Raw genomic sequence first — 18,856 nt, forward strand, 5'->3', positions numbered from 1 at the left:
TCAGCTCACCGGTTCCATGTCGGCTCCCGTTCCGGGTCACTCGGCCCTCAGCCGCGCGCTCAGCCACCTGATGGACGGCGGGATGTACTTGCGGAACGTCTTGAAGTTGTGGCCGCCGCTGCGCAGCAGCACCTTGTCCACGACCAGCGGAGGGCGCGCGGCCCGCATGAACCGCTGCGCCGACGGGAACGTCTTCTCGCCGACGTCCGCCGAGGCGACCAGGATCGACACCGGCGGCGCGGGCAGGTGCCGCAGCCGCCAGACGAGGTCGTCGCTCAGCCGGACGGCCCGGCTCCCGCCGTACAGGTCGCGGGTCGTGGGGTCGAGCAGCGCGTCGAAGTGCCCGGCCATGCTGACGGCGGCGAAGAACCGGTCGGAGTGGAGCATCGCGAGCTTCGCGGCGCAGAACCCGCCGGTGGAGTAGCCGGCGAGCCCCCAGCCGCTCCGGTCCCGCGGCACCCGGTAGGTCCCGGCGACCGCCTCGGGGACGTCCTGCGCGAAGAACGTCTCGACCTGCGGCCCGCCGGGCACGTCGGCGCACTCGGTGTCCCAGCCGCGCACCACGGTCGGCCGCATCATCACGTAGATCATCGGCTGGATCCGCCGCTGCGCCTGCGCCCGCGCGACGTCGGCGGGGACGTGCCCCTGGCGGATCCACGCGAGCCGGTCCGCCGCCGGGTAACCGGCCAGCATGAGCACGACCGGGAAGCGGCGGGCGGCGTAGGCGCGCTGGAAGTACTGCGGCGGCAGGTACACGTACGCCTCCGACGCGAGGCCCGTCCGGACGCCGCGGATGTCGAGCCGCTCGACCTGGCCGTCCTTGGCCGGGACGTGCTCGGCGCGCGGCCCCGGGTCGAGGCCCGACTGCACCGTCCGCACGGCCCGCGTCGCGGCGGCGGCGTTGCCCCCGGGCGGCCGGTGCGGCTGCGCGCTTCCGCCCGCGGCGCTCAGCAGGTCCGTCCAGGAACCGTAGAAGAGGTAGTGCGCGTTCAGGGCCGCGAGCAGCGTGAGCAGGATGACTAACTGGCAGCCCGCCAGCATCAGCGTGCGGACCCCCACGGCCCGCGGCCCGGACGAAGCGGCGCGCGGCCAGGCGCGCACGGTCGCGGCCATGCAGCCGACGGCCAGCAGAAACAGCAGGCTCAGCGTCCCCGCGCTCGTGAGTCCCACGCATCTACTACGACCGAGCGGCGGAAAAAGTTCAGCGCGCCCAGCGGACGGGCAGGTGCGCGAATCCGTGCCGGGCGCTCGACCGCAGCATCACCGGCTCGCCCGCCGGCTGCGGCAGGCCGGGGCGTTCGAGCAGCGCGACGAGCAGCGCGCGCAGGTGCACCCGGGCGAGCCGCGCGCCCAGGCAGGCGCGGTGCCCGAACCCGAAGCACAGATGGGACGGGCCGTCCCGCAGGAACCGGTCGGGGACGAAGCGCCCCGGTTCGGCGAACACCTCGTCGTCGTGGTTCGCGGACACCAGCCACAGCATGACCTCCTCGCCCGCGAGCAGCGGCACGTCGCCGACGACCGTGTCGCGCTGCACGGTGCGCCGGACGTGCAGCACCGGCGTCCACCAGCGCAGCATCTCCTCGACGGCGCTGTCGATGAGCCGCTCGTCCCGCCGCCCCTCCCGGAGCCGGACGTACTCGGCGGGATGGCGCAGCAGCGCGTGGAGGCCGCCGGCGAGGGTGTTGCGCAGCGTCTCGGGGATGTCGCGGGCGACCTCGCGGACGAAGTCGACCGGCTCCCGCGGCGGGATCCGCGCGAGCATCGCCGCGGTGGGCGGGTCCATGTCGATCAGCGCGGCCTCGCCCGGCGGCTCCTCCCCGCTCAGCGGCCCGTGCACGACCCCGTCCACCTGGGGGGAGAACAGTTCGGGATGCAGGAGGGCGTACCGGACGTCGCGGTGGCGCAGCACGGCCCAGGCGCCCGGCCGTCCGGCCGTGCGCCCGTCCAGCCACACCACGGGCGTCCGCGTCCGGAGCCGTTCGAGGCTGTCGTGGGGGACACCCCGCGCGTAGGCGTCCGCGCAGTCGAGGACCCCGGCGTCGGAGACGGGCAGCGTGCCTCGCCGTTGAGGCATGGGTACCTCCTCTACCAGGCAGACGCTAACGCGTTGCGGCCGCGTGCTGAAGGGCCGGTTTCGGCCGTGCCCGCCGCAAACCCCGCCGAAACGGCGTGCACGCTATCCCGCGAGCCACTCTCCGGTCTCCACGCTGACGAGGCCGTGCCGCGCGGCCTCGATCACCGCCTCCCGCTGGGAGTGCACCCCGAGCTTGCTCAGGACGCTCTGGACGTGGCTGCGCGCCGTGCTGCGCGTCACCCCCATCGCCTTGGCGAGCGCCTGGGTGGACTCGCCCCGCGCCAGCCGCGTCAGCACCTCGCGCTCCCGCGGCGTGAGGAACCGGGCGAACCGCCGCGCCTGGTCGTGCCGGCGGGCGTCGCCCTGGCGGATCCCCTGGTCGACGACGACCTCGCCGTCCGCGATGCGGCGCAGCACGGCGAGGATGTCGCCGGCCTGCTGCCCCTTGTGCGCGAACCCGCGGACGCCCGCCGCGATGCCCGCCTCCAGCACCGGCCGCTCCAGGAAGCCGGTCAGCACGACGAACCTCGTCCGCGGGGACGAGCCGCGCAGCCGCGGCATCCAGTCGAGCGCGGTGCCGGACGGGAAGTGCAGGTCGATCAGGCAGAGGTCGGGCTGCGCGGTACGCAGCACGGGCAGCGCCTCGGCGGGGGAGTAGGTCACCGCCACGACGCTGTGGCCGGCGTTGGCCAGCACCAGGGAGAGCGACTCGGCGAAGACCGCGTGGTCGTCGCAGATGACCGTTCTCATGGATGCGGCCGCCAGTCGTCGGCGAGCGCGTCGGCGAGCGCGTCGGCGTGCGTATCGGCGTGCGTATCGGCGAGGGCGTCCGCCGGCCGGTCCTCGGGGGGCGGCGACGCCGGCAGCAGGATGCGGACGCGCGCCCCGCCCATCTCGCAGGTGCGGATCTCCAGCCTGCCGCCGTACCCGGAGACGAGGTCGTGGACGATGCCGAGGCCGAGCGACGCCAGGCCGGGCCGGGCCGGGGCCTTCCCGGCATGCGGCCCCTTGTCCGTACCGAACCCGGGACCGTCGTCGTCGACCTGGACGACGAGCCAGCCCTGGTCGGTCTCCACGCGCACGTCCACGCGTCCCTCAGCGACGCGGCACGCGTTCTCGGTGACGTTCCGGACCGCACGCCACAGGGCGACCGGGTCGATGTGCGCCCACGCCTCCCCGGCGGTGAGGCGTACCTCGTGCGGGGTGACGAGCCGCATCGCGGCGACGACCTCGGCGGTGAGGTCGTCCACCCGGATCCGCTCCGGGTTGGGCGCCGGGCGGTCGTCGTCGTCCTCGTCGAGCCGGCGCAGCAGGTGGTCGAGCCACCGCGTCTCGCCGAGCAGCTGGTCGATGCGGGCCCGGCTGGTGTCGCCGACGTCCTCCGCGACGACGACGGCCGAGGCCAGCATGATGATCGTGCCGAGTTCGTGTCGGATGTCGTGCCGCAGCCGCCGCCGCCAGAGCGACTGGCCGCCGCGGTCGGACGCACCCGTCCGGTCGCGGCGGTCGTGGCATCTGCCCTCCCAGACGCCCGTGCCCGCGAGCGTTCTCCCCCCGATGGGAGCGTCCGCCCGGGAAGACCGAGCCCACCCGTTGTTCATGAGGACCACCAGCCCCGAAGTTCCAGCACCGTCTCGACGGTCCCCCGGCCGCCCCGGAGATGTCCAGTAGATCGTCCGCCATATGTCACCATTTGTCCGGAAGCGGTCATTTTGTCGCAGAGCGTAAACTCAGCCCCTTTACGTGGCGTCTCAGTCGACATATCGAGACCGCGAGGTATTTCTTTCATGCTGACGGCGTAGTCGCTTTACGCATTCCGGCGGGTGTGCCGCGGGAGGCGCGGAGAGACAGTCTGACCATGCCGACGGTCACATTCATCGGACATGCGGGGGTGGCGGTGGACGCGGCCGCGTTCCATCTGCTCGCGGACCCCTGGCTCTCTCCGGCCGGGGCCTTTCTCGGGGCCTGGCACCAGTATCCGAGAAACGATCACTTGGATCCCGGACCCCTGCTCGACGCGGACTGGGTGGCGGTCTCGCACGAGCATCTGGACCATTTCGACCCGTGGGTCATCGAGCGACTTCCGGTGCGAACCCGGATCCTCATTCCGGGTTATCCCGGGCCCGTCTTCCGGGAACGCGTGGCGGCCGCCGCCGGCGGGCGCCAGGTAATCGAGGTGCCGCCATGGGAGAAATTCGCGCTCGACGATCGCGGATCATGGCTCACCGTCATTCCGGAACTATCTCCCATGTGCCATGACGCCGCCTTTTTGATCGTGGCGGACGGCCGCGGGATCCTGCACTGCAACGACGCCCGGCTCACCGCCGCGCAGGCCCGGCGGGCCAAGCACATGGCGGGCGGCCGGCTCGACCTGATGGCGCTGCAGACGTCCGGGGCGTCCTGGCACCCGATCTGCTACGAGTACCCGGCCGGCGAGATGGCCGAGGTCTCGATGGCCAAGCGCGTCGCCAAGCTGCGCGCGGCGCAGCGGCTCGTCCGGCAGACCGAGCCCGTGCTGGCGGCCCCGTTCGCCGGGCCGCCGTGCTTCCTGGACGCCGAGGTCGACCACCTCAACTGGGTGCTCGACCAGGAGGGCGGCGCGTTCTGCGACCCGGAGGCCGCCACCTCCTGGCTGCGCGAGCATCTGCCGGGGCAGCGCTGGGAGTGCTTCAAGCCGGGCGACGCCGTCGACCTGGACACCGGCGAGATCACCCGCGACCCGGTCTCGGCGGAGTTCTCCTTCGCCGACGCCGACCGGGACGCCTACCTCCGGCGGTACGCCGCCGACCGGGCGGCCGCCATCGCGGCCGTGCTGGCCGGGCATCCCGAGCCCGGCCCGGACCTGTTCGACCGGTTCACCGCCCACTTCGCCCGGCTCGGCGGCCTCAGCGACTACTTCCTCCAGCGCATCGCGATGATCGTCCGCTTCGAGGTGACCGGGCCGAACGGCGGCACCTGGGACGTGGACTTCTCGCCGGACGGCCTCACGGTGTCGGAGGCGTCCCCGGACGTCCGCCCGCACTACCGGATCACCACCGCGGCCCGCTGGCTGGACGGCGTGCTCGCCGGCCGGATGGCGTGGGAGGACCTGCTCATCTCGTTCCGGCTCAGCCTCTACCGCGACCCCGACGTCTACAACGACCACCTGGTCGGGCTGCTCAAGCACGCGAACGCGCCGGCGCTCGACGCCGTCGAGGCGTACGAGACCGGACGGGACGAGAGCGAGCGCATCGTCGTCGCCGACGGCGGCGCCCGCTACGACATCCCGCGCTACTGCCCGCACGCGGGCGAGGACCTGTCGGTCGGCGCGGTCGTCCGGGACGGGCGGATCCACTGCCTGGCCCACAACTTCGCCTTCGACCTCGCCACCGGCGAGTGCCTCAACGCCCGCGCCGCCAACCTCACCAGCCGGCCGCTCTGACCCTGTCCCCCCACCCACCCACCCCGCCCCGTCGACTTGCGGCGTGTTGCCCTTATCCGGCCTCGCATAAGGGCAACCCGCCGCAAGTCATCGGACCTGCCGCGGGCCGGGGCGGTCGGGCGGGGTCCCGCGGGGTCACAAGACGGTTGCGAATGGTGAGGCGCGGCGTGTCCGGAACGGGGTTTGGATCGCGGCATGTTAGCTTTTCGCTTGCTATTTGGGGGTTTGAAGGGGTGTGCGGTTGAACCGCAGGAAGCTCGGCCTTATGGCCGTCGCGTTGATTCTGGCCGTCGGTGTGATGGAAGTCCTGGCTTTGAGGCTCGGCTCACTGGAGTTCCCGGTCCCGTCGAGATCGCAGCATCCGGCCGTGGCCGACCAGCCCGGCGGCAACTGACCACTCAGCGCGCCGTGTTGCGGGCCTTCATGAGGCTCTGCAGATCGGGGTGGGCGCCGCCGGACGCGTCCGAAAGGGCGGGGCAGGCCCACTCCTCCTGGCGTCCCCAGGAGTAGGAGATCTCCAGCGGAGGCCGCGGCGCGAGCCGGTCCCAGCGCGCGAGGATCTCGCGGAACTGGGCCTGCGTCGGCATCCAGTACTGCTTGTCGCCCTTGGTGCAGCTCTGCCCGAACGTCTGCAGGACGGGCGCGACCTTGGCGCGCGGGATGCCGGCGGCGTCCGCCATCCTGACCATCCGGTCGATCGCCCCGATGTCGCAGTGCTCGCGGGTCTCCGGCGAGCCCTTGCAGGGGTAGGGGTCCAGGCCGACGAGGTCGACGCCGACGCGTCGCGGCGTCAGCGGCTTCATCGGCCAGTCGGTCAGCGAGATGAACGAGACCTGCCCGGGCGCGTTCGCCTCGATGTGGCGGGCGCGGCGGCGGATCTCGCCGGCGACCTCCGGGCAGTCGCCGGTGTTCGGCTCGTCCGACAGGTACCACCCGTACACCCTCGGGTCGTGGCCGAACCGCTGGACGGCCCGCTGGAACGCCTCCCAGCCGAGTTCGAAGTCGCCGCAGGTGAAGTTGCCGACCCAGAGCAGCGCCTGCATCCCGGCGGGGACCCCGGCGACGAGCGCCGGGTCCGCCTTGACGTCCACCAGGTCGTAGCCGAGCGCCCGGAGCCGCGGATAGTCGGACGGCCGGGTGTTCAGCGCGATCCGGCGGGTCCCGCCGGGCTCGGTCGCGGGCGTCCCGGGCGGGGCCGCCGGACCCCGGTACGGCTCGTACCCGGACGCCCGGTCGTGCAGGTAGAGAAGGAATCCGGCCGCGAGCACGACCGTCGCGGCGGCGGCCGCGATCTTGAATCGGGCGTCCCGGAGGTCCATCCCGCGTCACTCCCCGAAAGCGGTGGTCAGGCGGCGGAGCCGGGCTCCTCGGCGGCGCGCACCGGCTGCTCCCGCGGCTCCCTGACGGTCGTCTCCCTCACGGTCGTCTCCCTCACGGTCGTCTCCCTTACGACGGTCTGCTCGACGGTCCCGGCGGCGTCCACCCGGAGGGGCGGGACCGTGAAGCCGAGGATGTGCCTGACGGTGTCCCAGAGCGCGCCGAGCGTGGCCCGCATCGACGGGTCCCGCAGGTAGATCGCGTCGACCGCCACCCGCGCCGGGACGATCCGCTCGATGTAGCCGGCGAGGTCGACCTCCTCCCCGGGGCCGAGCACGTCGAAGTCGCGGAACCGGACCTCGGACACGCCCGTCAGCCCGGGCCGGTGCTCGAAGACCCAGCGGCAGCCCCGGTCGTAGTGGACGGCGAGGTCGTAGGTCTCCGGGCGCGGCCCGACGAGGGTCATCTGGCCGCGCAGGACGTTCACCAGCTGCGGCAGCTCGTCCAGCGACCACCGGCGCAGGACCTTTCCGACCCTGGTCAGGCGCGGGTCGCAGTTGGCGGTGACGGTGAGGCCGCCGACGCCCTGCCGCATCGTCCGGAACTTGTACATCGTGAACGGCCGCCCGCCCTGCCCGACCCGCGTCTGCCGGAACACGCCCGGCCCCCGGCTGGACAGCCGCACCAGCAGGTAGACGAGCACCAGCGGGACGCTGAGGAGAAGCAGTCCGGCGACCGCGCCGGCGACGTCCAGCACGCGGCGCGCCGCGGACGGGGGGATGCCGTCGGAGGTGTCGACGGGACGGCTCGCGAACTCGGACATGGTCACCCCTTGTCGTCGTGTGCGGGGGGCTCGGGTGCGGATGGCGCGGGCGGTGCGGGGGACGCGGGCGCGGTGTTCCGGACGTGCCGGAACCAGACCAGCAGCGCCGCCGTCGTGGCGACGAACGAGACGGACGTGGCGACCGCGGCGCCGACCGCGCCGTGCGCCGGGATCAGGACCGCGCCGAAGACGACGACGACCGCGAGGCCGATCCCCTGCCCGGTGGACGCGGCGCCGGGCCGTCCGACCCCGTACAGGTAGGCCATGACGAGCCCGGTGACGCCGAACGTCGTGACGCCGGCGAGCCGGATGTAGGTGGGCACGACCGCGTCGTCGAACACGTCGCCGAAGATCCAGGGCAGCGCGGTCCCGGCGGCCAGGGCGAGCGGCAGGGCCGCCAGGGCGGAGACGCCGAGCGCGGGCAGGATCAGGCGGGCCGTCCGCCTGGTCGCGGTGTCCCGGTCCTCCTTGGCGAAGTCCGGGTACAGGATGTAGTTGACCGCGAGGCCTGGAAGCTGCACGAGCTCGGCGAACTTGCTCGCGACCGTGTAGACGCCGAGCACCTTCGGCCCGGCCAGCGCGCCGAGCAGCGCCATGTCGAACCGCAGTTGCAGCAGGTCGATGAGCTGGCCGAGGTAGCCGCGGAGCCCGTACCCGGCGATGGACGCGCCGAGCCGCCGGTCGGGGCGCCCCCACCCGGCGAAGAACCCGCGCCGCGCGAGCCGGCGGGCGATCCACGCGGCGGCGGCGACGTCGGCGAGCACCAGCCCGGTGATCAGCGCGCCGGGCCCGTACCAGCCGGTCAGGAGCACGAGGTAGATCGGCAGGAAGACGAACTCCTCGACGGCGATGGCGAGGCTCGCGCCGGGCTGGTCGTCGGTCCCCTGGAGCAGGCCCTTGCCGACCGAGACGAAGCCCTGCGTGAAGGACGGCACGGCGGCGGCGACCGTGACCCACCACCCGAACGACTGGAAGAACACCAGGTGGACCAGCGGGCTGAGCGCCAGCCAGCCGACCCCGGAGACCGTCGCGCCGATCACGGTGAGCCACGCCAGCGTGGGCCGCACGCGGCTCTGGTCGTAGTCGCTCCGGGCGAGGAAGAACGGCGCCGCGCCCGGCAGCCCGGCGCTGGACAGCTGGCACAGCAGCCCCGGCAGGATCCGGACGAGCGTGAACGCGCCGACGAGCTCGGGCCCGCCGATCCGCGCGACCATGATCGTCGCGAGGCCGAGCGAGGCGAGCGCGCCGATCCTCCCCGCCATGTTCCCCGCGACCAGCGCCAGCAGCCTGCGCCGGGCGCTCCCCGCCCGGCTCCCGGCGTCCGGGCCGTCCGCGGGGGGCGGTGCGGCGACCGCCGCGCCGTTCCGGTTCGCTTGGCCGCTCACCGCGCGACCTCCCTCTCGCGAACCCGGACCCTGCCTTGCACGCGATGGGGGCCGGGCCGATGGGACGGTGGACTCGACTCCACGGACGGCCGGACGAGCCGGCGGTCGGGGGAGTCGCCGCGGCGTCCGAAGAGGTCGAGGGCGGCGATCAGGCCGAAGACCGCCCAGCCGTGCCGGTAGTGGAGCGTCTCGTAGAAGAGGCCGGAGACGAGGAAGACGGCGACGAGCGCGCCGAGCAGCTCGGGGCGCGGCACGAGCCGCGCGTACTCGCCGGTCAGCGCGTCCCGGCGGGCGATCCGCACGCACTTCAGCAGCAGGACGAAGACCAGCGCGATGAGCGCGACGCCGCCGAGGAAGCCGCGCTCCAGGACCGCGGCGACGTAGTCGTTGTGCGCCTCCCGGACGTAGGTCTCCTGCCGCACCAGCATCTGCCTCTCCGTCTGGCCGGGGCCGATGCCCCACGGGTGCGTCTGGTCGCCGATCATCTGGAGGGTGGTGGCGAGGACCGTGCCGCGCGAGTTCGTGCTCTCCCCGGTCGTCCGTCCGATGGAGTCGCGCAGGATCGGGGACGCCTGGCTGGCCTGGTCCAGGAACGGCTGGACGTCGACCTGCGTGACGACCGCGACACCGGCCCCGCCCACGAGGAAGGCGGACAGGCCGACCGCGACCGCGTGGTGCGCCTTGCCTTCGCGGAACAGCCGGAACAGGTAGCCGAGCAGGATCGCGACGCAGAGCGCGAGCAGGCCGCCGTTCGAGCCGGTGAGGATCTCGGCGGCGAGCAGGATCCCGCACACCGTCCACCGCCTCCCCGGCGTCTCCGGCCATCGGGTGGCGCGGGCGATGAAGAAGACGCAGATGAACCAGTTGGACGCGTAGTTGGCGTCGCCGAACGTGAACATCGCGCGCTCGCCGTCGACCTGCTTGCCGGACAGCGCCTCGATCCCCAGCACGAAGCCGACGATCATGACGAGCGCGTAGAACGTCCCGATCCATACGAACGCGCGGAGCGCGACCCTCAGCAGCGCCGGGTCGCGGCCGAGGTTGGCGACGCTCACCGCCCACAGCAGCACGAACAGGTCCTTGACCAGGGTCAGCGCGCCCGCGTCGTTGACGACGGCGGCGATCCCGCCCGCGACGATCGTCATCAGGGTCGGGACGAGGAACGGCCAGCGGACCGGGAGCCTCCGGGTGCCCGCCCACAGCAGCGTCGTCGCGGTGAGGCCGACCAGCGCGAGGTCGGGCAGTCCGGTGTTGCCGGGGCCCGGCGGAAGGCCGGCCGGCATCAGCATCGGCAGCGAGGCGATGCCCGCGACCAGCGCCACCGACGTCAGCCGCGTGCGGCGCCTCAGCGGCGGCGGCGCGGGCGGGGCCTCGGTCATCGCGGTCATGGGCGGCGGGAGTTCCCTCGGTAGGTCTCGTCCAGGACGGTCCCGAGGTACTCCGGCGAGAACCACTCGCCGACCCTGGCGCGCGCCCGCTCGGCCATCCGCGCGGCGGCGGACGGGTCGTTGAGCAGCGCCGACACGGCGGTGGCGAGCCCGTCCGGCTCCTCGGGCGGGACGAGCATCCCGGTCTCCCCGGCCAGCACGAGGTCCTGGTTGGACGGGACGGCCGTCGCGACCAGCGGGATCCCCGCCCCGATCGCCTCGACCAGCGCGCACGGGAGCCCCTCCCAGCGGCTCGCCATCGCCATCACGTCGAAGGCGGGCAGCACCTCGGCGACGTCGCCGCGGTGCCCGAGCCAGCGCATCCGGTCGCCGATGCCGAGCCTCGCGGTGAGCTTCTCCATCTCGCCCGCCATCGGGCCGCCGCCGACCCACAGGCCGAACACGTCGTCCGGCAGCCGGGCGATCGCCTTGGCGAAGACCTCCGGGCCCTTCTGGAACGTCAGCCGCCCGACCGACCCGACGACCTTCACGCCGAGCGGCAGGTCGAGGAGGCGGCGGGCCCGGGCGCGGGACCCGGGAGCGGCCGCGTAGGCGTCCACGTCCACGGCCGGCCAGGACAGCCGGACCCGCTCCGGTGTGGTGAGCCCGAGCCGCAACGCCGTCGTCACCGTCTCCGACCCGATCGCGAGGAACGCGTCGGTGCGCTTGGCCGCGATCCGTTCGAGTCCTATGTAGGTGCGTCGCCGCGCCCACGACTGGAACTCGTTGAACGGGAACCCGTGCCAGGTGTGGACGATGCGGGGGACGCCCGCGCGGGCCGCCGCGACCCGTCCGATCACGCCGCCCTTCGCGCTGTGGGTGTGGACGACGTCGTACCGCCCCTCCGCCAGGACGCGGGTCAGCGTCCGCAGCGCGGCGAGGTCGTCGCGCGGCGAGACCTGCGGCACCAGCGGCCCCACCTGGACGATCTCCATCCCGGCCGCGTGCGCCTGCCGGGTGAGGTCACCGGCGGCGGCGTTGGCGACGGCCTCGTCCCCGAAGAGGACGCCGTTGCCGGTGGACGAGGCCGTGCTGTCCATGCCGACGCCGCCGGTGACGATCGCGTGCTGGTAGTCGCCGTCCGGCAGCGCCAGCGCGCCGTTCAGCGCGACCCGGCCGGCGCCCCCGTTGAACCGGGTGATCACCGTGGCGACCCGGAGCTTCCGCGCGGTGCTCACGCACGGCTCCGCAGCGCCTCGGAGAGTGCCGCGACGACGCGTTCGACGCCGTCGTCCGACAGCCCCGGATACAGCGGCAGCGACAGCAGCTCCTCGCCGACCCGGTCGGTCACCGGCACCTGCGCGCACTCCTCGGCGCCCAGGATCTCCTGGTAGGCCGTCATCTGGTTCGCCGGGATGAAGTGCACGGACGTCGCGACGCCCGCCGCCTCCAGCTCGGCGCTGACCGCGTCCCGGTCCGGCACCCGCACCTGGTAGAGGTGCCAGGCGTGCTGGACGCCGTCCAGGTGCCGCTGGGGCAGCACGAGGCCGGGCAGGTCCCCGAGCGCCGCGTCGTAGCGGGCCGCGATCTCGGCGCGCTCCCGCTGCCAGCCCGGCAGCGCCGCGAGCTGCGCCCGCCCGATCGCCGCCTGGACGTCGGTCATGTTGGCCTTCAGCCCGAGCGTCCGCACGTCGTACCGCCAGCTCCCGCCGGGCAGGTACCGCCGCCACGAGTCCTTGCTCATCCCGTGCAGCCGCATCGCGCGGACGCGGTCGGCGAACTCCCGGTCGCTGGAGGCGACCGCGCCGCCCTCGCCGATCGGCATGTTCTTGGTCGCGTAGAAGGAGAAGCACGCCGCGAACGACTCCGACCCGACCGGCCTGCCGCCGCGCGCGGCGCCGGGGCCGTGCGCCGCGTCCTCGACGACCCTCGTCCGGTCGAGGCCCGCCGCCTCGGCGAGCGCCGCGACGTCCACCGGGTAGCCGCCCTGGTTCTGCACGACCATCGCCGCGGGCGCGGTGCGGCGCGCCGCCTCCCTGACCGTCGCGGGGCTCGGGACCAGCGTGTCCTCGTCGATGTCGACCAGCACGGGCAGGTGCCCCGCGTGCAGGATCGCGTTGATCGCGCCGCAGAACGTCAGGCTCGGCGTCAGCACCGCCGAACCCGGCGGGAGGTCCAGCGCCCGCAGGCACAGCTCCAGCGCGGCCGTGCACGAGGAGACCGCGACGACGTGGGCGGCGCCCAGGTGGTCGGCGAACTCCTGCTCGAACGCGGCCGTCTGCGGCCCCGTCGTGATCCAGCCCGAGTCGAGCACCTTGACGACGGAGTCGGACACCTCGCCGGACACCGACGGAACCGTGAACGGAACGGACGCACTCACCTGGTCACCCCTTGATCTTCCGGGACGCGGCGACGACGCCGAGCAGCGGCCAGCCGGACGCGGCGACCAGGTCCCGGACGGTCTCCAGGCCCGCGACCCTCGTCACCGGACCGACCACCACGACCACGCCCACCTCGTCGTCCGAAGCGGGATCGATCTCCTCGAACGCGTGCACCTGGCAGAGCCGGCGCACCGGGACCGGCCGGCGGACCTCCGAAGGGGAGATCTCGGACTTCTTCGTCATCACGCCGGTGCCGGCGCCGGCGCGGACCACCGACGTGCTGGTCTTCCCGCCGGGCCCGCTGCTGTTGAGCGACGGCCCGTCGGTGCCGCCGTCCTCGCCGCGGTCGCCGTCCGGGGCGTCGTCTCCGGGCCGGGCCTTGACGATCTTCGTGTCGTCCCCGTACACCGCGGACGCGACCGACGACACCAGGTCGGCCGGCAGCGGGCCGGGCGCCCCGACCAGCACGACCCGTCCGACGCCCTCCTTCTTCGCGGCGAGCCGGACGCGCCGCCCGAGGTCGGCGAGCCGGGCGGGGCCCCGGTCGGCCCAGCCGAGCAGCGGCACCCCGAGCCGCCGCGCGACCCGCCGCTGCCCCGGGATCGTGGGACGGGCCATCTCCGTCACCACCGCGATCAGAATCCCGCCGACCAGCCCGACCAGACCTGCGATGGCCGCCGTCATGACGACCGGGTTCTTGCGCGGCGCCAGCACCGCCGGCTGGACGACCGACGCCGTCCCGGCCGACGAGAGCTGCGTCTGCAGGTCCGACCGGTTCGACCGCAGGTCGGTGAGCTCCGCCTGCACTCGCTCGCGCTCGTTGGCGGCGCCGATGTCGGGGTCCGGCTGCCGGCCCGCCCGCCGCGCCAGCGGGCCGAGGTCCTTCTCCAGCTTCCGGACGCGCTTGTCGATGTCGGCCATCTGCCGCCTGATCGAGCCCTGGTTGGACTCGTTGATCTCCTGGACGACCGCGGCGCCGATCGCGTCGGCCAACCGCCGCGCCACCTCCGGGTCGCGGTCCTTCACCGACAGCTCCACCACCGTGGACGTGCCGAGGCCGGTGACCTCGATCGCCTTCGCCGTCTTCACCGTCGACCGGTCGAGCCGCTGCCGCCGCAGCACCCCGCTCAGCAGGTTCTCGCTGGTCGCGAACGCCTTCACCTGGCTGACCACGATGGACACGCCCGCGTCCCCCGGCGCCGCGTCGGTCGCCCTGCTGCTCGCCTGCAGCCGCGCCCCGGCCGTGTACGGCGGCTCCCGCCCGCTCATGACGAGCCCCACCAGCACCAGCGGAAGGACCGTCATGACCAGCAGGACCGCCCAGTAGCTCCGGACCACCCGCGCGGCGACTTCGTCGATCTCCACTCTTCCCTCCGGCTTCGTCACGGCGAGCGTAAGAAGCCCCTCCGCCGGAGGGATCGTGCAAAAGACGACCCCGTTCTACGCCGTTTGCACCAGAGCGCGCCCGGGGTCAGTAGTCGTCCGAGGTGGGGCGCATCCCGGCGCGCATCGCCAGGGTGATCGCCTCCAGGGCGGAGTGCATGTCGAGCTTGGCCAGCAGGTTCTGCGTGTGGGTGCGGACGGTGTTCGCCGACAGGCACAGCCGCTCGGCGATCTCCGCGCGGCCGAGGCCGTCCACCATGCACTGCAGGACCTCGCGCTCCCGCGGTGTCAGCTCGGCGATCACTCCGCCGGCGTCGTCCTCCCGCAGCCTGCGCAGCACCTCGCCGAGCACGTCCGGCGGGATCCAGCCGCCCCGCCGCGCCGCGGAGCGGATCACCCGGGCGACGAGGTCGGCGCTCTCGGTCTTCTCCACCCATGCCACGGCGCCCGTCCGGATCGCCCGCACCATCGCGTCCACGTCGCTCATCGCGGTCAGCATCACGACCCGGACGTCGGGGTACCGCTTGCGGACCCGGTCCAGGACGTCCAGCCCGCTCTCGGTGTCCAGCGTCATGTCGAGGACGATCACCCGCGGGCGCTCGGCGGCGGTCAGCGCCAGCGCGCGCCGCACGTCGGCGGCGATCGGCAGGATCACCAGATCGGGCTCGCTCCCCAGTCGCGCCGCGAGGGCCTCGGCGAAGAGCGCGTGATCGTCCACGATGAGGACGCGGATCGGTTCCATGTACCGACCATGACCGCTGCGCGCGCTCCGCGGATCCTGCAAACGCTGTACTTCGTTTCGGCCGTCCGATCCGCGGCGGAGGCGGCGCCGGGGAAGACTCGTGCGCGGACGGCGGCCGGGCCCCGCCGGTTCACACGCGTCCGGACCCGGTCACCGAGAGTGCCAGACATTGACCATCCGCGGCCGGCTGCCGATTCTGTGGCTGACACTCAAGGGGACGCACTGGCCTGCAGGGATGCCACATGAAAGTGCTGATCACAGGGGGAGCCGGCTTCATCGGCAGCACGATCGCCTCCGCCTTCGCCGAGCACGGGATCACTCCCGTGGTGCTCGACAGCCTCATCACCGGACGGCAGGAGTTCACCGCCGGCAAGGTCTTCTACCAGGGCGACATCGGGGACGGGGACCTGGTCGACGAGATCTTCCGCGACCATCCCGAGATCGTCGCGACCGTGCACTGCGCCGCGCTGATCGTGGTGCCCGACTCGATGACCGACCCGCTGCGCTACTACCGGGTCAACCTGTCCAGGACCCTCGATCTCGCCGGCCACCTCGTCCGCAACGGCTGCGATCGCATGATCTTCGCGTCCACCGCGGGGATGTACCGCCCCGAGGCCGACCTCTCGGTCTCCGAGACGTCCGAACTGGAACCCCAGAACCCCTACACCCGCTCGAAGATGATGGCGGAGCTGCTCCTGCAGGACTTCTGCAAGGCGTACGGGCTGCGCGTCATCTCGCTGCGGTACCTCAACCCGATCGGCGCCGACCCGCGGCTGCGCACCGGCCTGCAGAACAGCAAGCCGACCCACGCCCTCGGCAAGATGATCGAGTGCTACTCGCTGGGCGTCCCCTTCAAGATCACCGGGGTGGACTGGGAGACCCGCGACGGCACCGCGATCCGCGACTACATCCACGTCTGGGACATCGCCCGCGCCTTCCACGCGGCCGCGACCCGCTTCGACGCGATCATCCCGCCGACCGGCGACCACTCCCGCTACGAAGTGATCAACCTCGGCACCGGCGACGGCACCACCGTCCGCGAACTCGTCGCCGCCTTCCGCGAGGTCGTCGGCGACGACTTCCGGGCCGAGGACGCCCCCGCCCGCCCCGGCGACGTCGTCGGCGCCTATGTCGTCCCGTCCAAGGCCTGGGAACTGCTCGCCTGGAAACCCGAGTACAGCATCGAGGACGCCATCCGCCACTCCCTCCAATGGGCCGACCGCCGCCGCGCCCTGGACGTGGCCTGACCCACGACCCCGTCCGGTCACCCCACCTTCCGCAAAGGGGTGACCGGACGAACTTTCGTCCGCGGTCTTTCGGGAGAACGCCCGTACACCGAGTAGGGCCGCTGACCTGATCAGGTCAGAGAATGGCGGCCCGGCTTATTCGTCGCCACCGCGGCCGGCTGATGCCCCTGTTACTCGCGTTGCCTTTTGATGCGCCCGGTGCGCGAAACGCGCTTGCCAAAGCTCTTGGTGCAGTGGCGGATGCGGCCAGCGACTAGGGGCGACCTCTTTTGGGTATCGCTATCGTTGGCAGTGCAGGGATGCGCCCAGTTTAATGATCAAGGAGTACACATGACCTCGTCGCCGGGGCCAGTGGTCGTCCGTGCCCTCTTGGTCGCAGAACTGCGCACTCTGCGTCATCGCCGGGCGCCCGGCGGGGAGGCGGCCGCGCGGGATCCCGATTGGACTCCGGGACGGTTGGCGCGGGTGGAGAACTGGACGCCGCGAACCCCTGTCGAGGACCTCGCCGCATTACTGGACCACCGGGGCGCCGCTCCGGAGCAGAGGGAACGGCTCCTGCGACTCGCGGAGGAGGCACGGCACTCCGCCTGGTGGGAGCCCTATCTGACCGGCTGGGACGACCCGGAGTTCGCCCGCTACCTCGCCTACGAGGCCGCCGCCGTCTCGATCAGCGCGGTCGAGGTCCTGCACGTCCCGGCGCTGCTCCAGACCGAGGAGTACGCGCGCGCCGTGCTCGGCGCGTACTGGCCGGACGCGACGCGGGAGCGGATCGACACGCTGGTGGAACTCCGGCAGCGGCGCCGGCTCCAGCTCGACGAACGGGACGAGCGGGACGTCACCCAGGTCTATCTGCTCGACGAGGCGGTCATCCGGCGCCGGACCGGCTCGACCGAGGTCATGCTGGGCCAGCTGGACCGGCTGCTCCAGGAGGCCGGCCGCCCGAACGTGACGATCCAGGTGCTTCCCATGGCCGCCGCCCACACGGCGTTCACCGGTCCCTTCTGGCTGCTGGAGACCGGAGAAGGCATCGATGACGTGCTGCACCTCGAGAGATCCCCGCGGAGCAGCACGTACATCGGTGCGTCGCCGGAACTCGCCGAGCACCGCGTCGCCTTCGCCCGGCTCGGCGACGACGCGCTGAGCCCGGACCGGTCCAGGGAACTGCTGGAGACGGTGCGTGCCGAAATGGCCTGAAGGCGGCTAGCGCATGCTCACTCCGGGCGGAACCCGGACTTCACCTGATGGATGAACCTGCGCCACTCGTCCATGCCGTAGAACTGCACTGGACCATCCGGATCCTTGGTGTCACCGACGATGACTCCGCTCGCCAGTGCGGCCGCCCGGATGCAGTTGCCGCCGCCGCTCGCGCTGGCGACGATCCATTTGGGTTCGGCGGAGGCGGCCTCGGCCGATGGTCCACGTGTCATGGTTCTCCTTATCATGGACAGCGAACGTTCCAGCGGCTCGGCGAGCCTATGAGATACGTCCGATCATTGTGGTGATGAGGTCCTGCGAATCCGCAGGGCTCAGGGCGGAGGCGCGCAGGTGGTCGACCGCTTCCCGGTACCGGTCGATGTCGTTCCTGCCCTCCAGATATATTTCGCCGCTCAGCCCTTCGGTGTACACGATGGGCGACAGCGCGATGTCGGTGAATTCCACCAGGGAGAAAGCACTGTTCAGGCCCGGGTGAGCGCCGACCTTGAAAGGCACGACCTGAATGGTGACCTGCGGTAGCAGCGATTGCTGATGCAGCTTGTCGAGTTGCGCCTTCATGGTCGAGGCTCCACCGACGTGCCGGATCAGTACTGATTCGTCGAGCAGGACCCAGAGCCGAGGCGGATTGTCCTGGGTGAGGAGGCTCTGCCGCCGCATTCGCGCCTCGACGCGCTCTTCGAGCACGTCCTCCCGGATTCTCGGCAGGAGACCGCGCACGGCGGAGCGGGCGTACTCCTCGGTCTGGAGCAGGCCGGGGACCAGGCAGGAGTCGTACTCGGTGATGGAGGAGGCGCCGTCCTGGTAGTCGATCAGCGACGTCACCTCGCCGAGATCGCTGTACTGCCGCCACCACGACCGCTGGCGCGCCTCTCTGCCGAGGCGCATCAGCTCGTCCTTGACCGCCGGGTCGGTCACCCGGTACAGCTCGCACAGATCCCGGATGTCGCGCGCGGTCGCGACGCGCTGACCGGTCTCCATCCGGCTCACCTTGCTGGTCGAGCACAGGAGCGCCTGCGCCACCTCGTCGATCGTCTTGGAGGATTCCAGGCGAAGCTTCCGCAGCCGCGAGCCGAGCTCACGCCGGCGGATGGTCGGGCTGCCGCCATCGGTCATGACCAGGTCACCGCCCCTTGATCGAACGTCTGCCCCGACGCTGCGCGCGTCGTTGCCAGAGGAAGGTGCCAGTGTCCACCACAAGTTGGCACTTGAAGTTTGGCACTTGCCAAATCTTACTTGCCGACGGAACATGACGGTAGCAGCTTCGGGACAAAGAGACGGCAGAAGACGAGCGATCAAGTGATCACGGGGAGCCCGCCCGGGGGCAAAGAAGCGGGAGGTGCGCGAAGCAGCTGATCGACAGCGCAAAGCAAGTTGGGCCGGTCGGCACACCGGCCCAACAACGACACCCCGGCTATTGAAGAGCGACGGAGGTCGTAACGTTGAATGTAAGCGAACACATGGGGGAAAGCAATGGCGGAGGGCTCCCGGTCGGGAGCCCTTG

The 18,856-nt window shown here is 72.2% G+C and carries 18 protein-coding genes; 4 read left to right on the forward strand and 14 right to left on the reverse strand.

The features are described from left to right. Positions 1–36: 36 nt before the first annotated feature. The 4 genes from AB0C21_RS20600 to AB0C21_RS20615 all read right to left on the reverse strand — a co-directional run bounded on the left by AB0C21_RS20600 (position 37) and on the right by AB0C21_RS20615 (position 3,675). Complete coding sequence (locus AB0C21_RS20600) at positions 37–1,170, reverse strand: alpha/beta hydrolase (RefSeq protein ID WP_500206059.1); 1,134 nt, start codon at positions 1,168–1,170, stop codon at positions 37–39. A gap of 31 nt (positions 1,171–1,201) precedes the next feature. Further along, entirely contained in the window at positions 1,202–2,074 is an 873-nt protein-coding gene (locus AB0C21_RS20605) for a cytochrome P450 (RefSeq protein WP_500206060.1), read from the reverse strand. A 102-nt stretch (positions 2,075–2,176) separates the two neighbouring features. Further along, positions 2,177–2,824 (reverse strand): response regulator transcription factor, encoded by a 648-nt coding sequence (locus AB0C21_RS20610; RefSeq protein ID WP_500206061.1) that lies wholly within the window; start codon positions 2,822–2,824, stop codon positions 2,177–2,179. Beyond that, a complete protein-coding gene (locus tag AB0C21_RS20615) occupies positions 2,821–3,675 on the reverse strand; it encodes a sensor histidine kinase (protein ID WP_500206063.1) in 855 nt (284 codons plus the stop codon). Before AB0C21_RS20615 ends, AB0C21_RS20610 begins: the two co-directional genes overlap by 4 nt. A 392-nt stretch (positions 3,676–4,067) precedes the next feature. Here AB0C21_RS20615 and AB0C21_RS20620 point away from each other — a divergent pair, with 392 nt between their 5' ends. Both AB0C21_RS20620 and AB0C21_RS20625 read left to right on the forward strand, forming a co-directional pair. Next, on the forward strand, positions 4,068–5,495 hold the full coding sequence (locus tag AB0C21_RS20620; protein ID WP_500206064.1) for a Rieske 2Fe-2S domain-containing protein: 1,428 nt from the start codon (positions 4,068–4,070) through the stop codon (positions 5,493–5,495). A 241-nt stretch (positions 5,496–5,736) separates the two neighbouring features. After that, on the forward strand, positions 5,737–5,889 hold the full coding sequence (locus tag AB0C21_RS20625; RefSeq protein WP_500206066.1) for a hypothetical protein: 153 nt from the start codon (positions 5,737–5,739) through the stop codon (positions 5,887–5,889). Between the two features lie 4 nt (positions 5,890–5,893). Here the strand turns inward: AB0C21_RS20625 and AB0C21_RS20630 are convergent, their stop codons facing one another. The 8 genes from AB0C21_RS20630 to AB0C21_RS20665 all read right to left on the reverse strand — a co-directional run bounded on the left by AB0C21_RS20630 (position 5,894) and on the right by AB0C21_RS20665 (position 14,893). Further along, positions 5,894–6,814, reverse strand: coding sequence for a hypothetical protein (locus AB0C21_RS20630; protein ID WP_500206067.1), 921 nt, complete (start codon positions 6,812–6,814; stop codon positions 5,894–5,896). Between the two features lie 26 nt (positions 6,815–6,840). Next, positions 6,841–7,635, reverse strand: a complete 795-nt coding sequence (locus AB0C21_RS20635; protein ID WP_500206069.1) for a sugar transferase — start codon at positions 7,633–7,635, stop codon at positions 6,841–6,843. 2 nt (positions 7,636–7,637) lie between these two features. After that, the gene (locus AB0C21_RS20640) at positions 7,638–9,020 is read right to left on the reverse strand and encodes a lipopolysaccharide biosynthesis protein (protein ID WP_500206071.1); all 1,383 of its coding nucleotides are present in this window, start codon (positions 9,018–9,020) and stop codon (positions 7,638–7,640) included. After that, positions 9,017–10,408 (reverse strand): O-antigen ligase family protein, encoded by a 1,392-nt coding sequence (locus tag AB0C21_RS20645; protein WP_500206073.1) that lies wholly within the window; start codon positions 10,406–10,408, stop codon positions 9,017–9,019. Before AB0C21_RS20645 ends, AB0C21_RS20640 begins: the two co-directional genes overlap by 4 nt. Then, complete coding sequence (locus tag AB0C21_RS20650; protein ID WP_500206075.1) at positions 10,405–11,625, reverse strand: glycosyltransferase; 1,221 nt, start codon at positions 11,623–11,625, stop codon at positions 10,405–10,407. The genes AB0C21_RS20645 and AB0C21_RS20650 overlap by 4 nt, the downstream gene beginning before the upstream one ends. Beyond that, positions 11,622–12,767 (reverse strand): DegT/DnrJ/EryC1/StrS family aminotransferase, encoded by a 1,146-nt coding sequence (locus tag AB0C21_RS20655; protein WP_500206077.1) that lies wholly within the window; start codon positions 12,765–12,767, stop codon positions 11,622–11,624. Before AB0C21_RS20655 ends, AB0C21_RS20650 begins: the two co-directional genes overlap by 4 nt. 4 nt (positions 12,768–12,771) lie before the next feature. Beyond that, a complete protein-coding gene (locus AB0C21_RS20660; RefSeq protein WP_500206078.1) occupies positions 12,772–14,133 on the reverse strand; it encodes a hypothetical protein in 1,362 nt (453 codons plus the stop codon). A gap of 106 nt (positions 14,134–14,239) precedes the next feature. Beyond that, complete coding sequence (locus AB0C21_RS20665; RefSeq protein WP_500206080.1) at positions 14,240–14,893, reverse strand: response regulator; 654 nt, start codon at positions 14,891–14,893, stop codon at positions 14,240–14,242. 242 nt (positions 14,894–15,135) lie between these two features. On the opposite strand from AB0C21_RS20665, the gene galE reads away from it, so the two are divergent. Both galE and AB0C21_RS20675 read left to right on the forward strand, forming a co-directional pair. Further along, positions 15,136–16,140, forward strand: a complete 1,005-nt coding sequence (gene galE / locus AB0C21_RS20670; RefSeq protein ID WP_500206081.1) for a UDP-glucose 4-epimerase GalE — start codon at positions 15,136–15,138, stop codon at positions 16,138–16,140. Positions 16,141–16,470: 330 nt separating this feature from the next. Next, a complete protein-coding gene (locus AB0C21_RS20675; RefSeq protein WP_500206083.1) occupies positions 16,471–17,334 on the forward strand; it encodes a DUF5753 domain-containing protein in 864 nt (287 codons plus the stop codon). Positions 17,335–17,351: 17 nt separating this feature from the next. Here AB0C21_RS20675 and AB0C21_RS20680 read toward each other — a convergent pair whose 3' ends face one another. Together AB0C21_RS20680 and AB0C21_RS20685 are read right to left on the reverse strand one after the other, a co-directional pair. After that, on the reverse strand, positions 17,352–17,567 hold the full coding sequence (locus tag AB0C21_RS20680; RefSeq protein ID WP_500206085.1) for a DUF397 domain-containing protein: 216 nt from the start codon (positions 17,565–17,567) through the stop codon (positions 17,352–17,354). A 46-nt stretch (positions 17,568–17,613) separates the two neighbouring features. Beyond that, a complete protein-coding gene (locus AB0C21_RS20685) occupies positions 17,614–18,468 on the reverse strand; it encodes a helix-turn-helix domain-containing protein (RefSeq protein ID WP_500206086.1) in 855 nt (284 codons plus the stop codon). Positions 18,469–18,856: the final 388 nt, after the last annotated feature.

It is taken from the genome of Spirillospora sp. NPDC049024 (assembly GCF_040649235.1).
GTDB lineage: Bacteria > Actinomycetota > Actinomycetes > Streptosporangiales > Streptosporangiaceae > Spirillospora.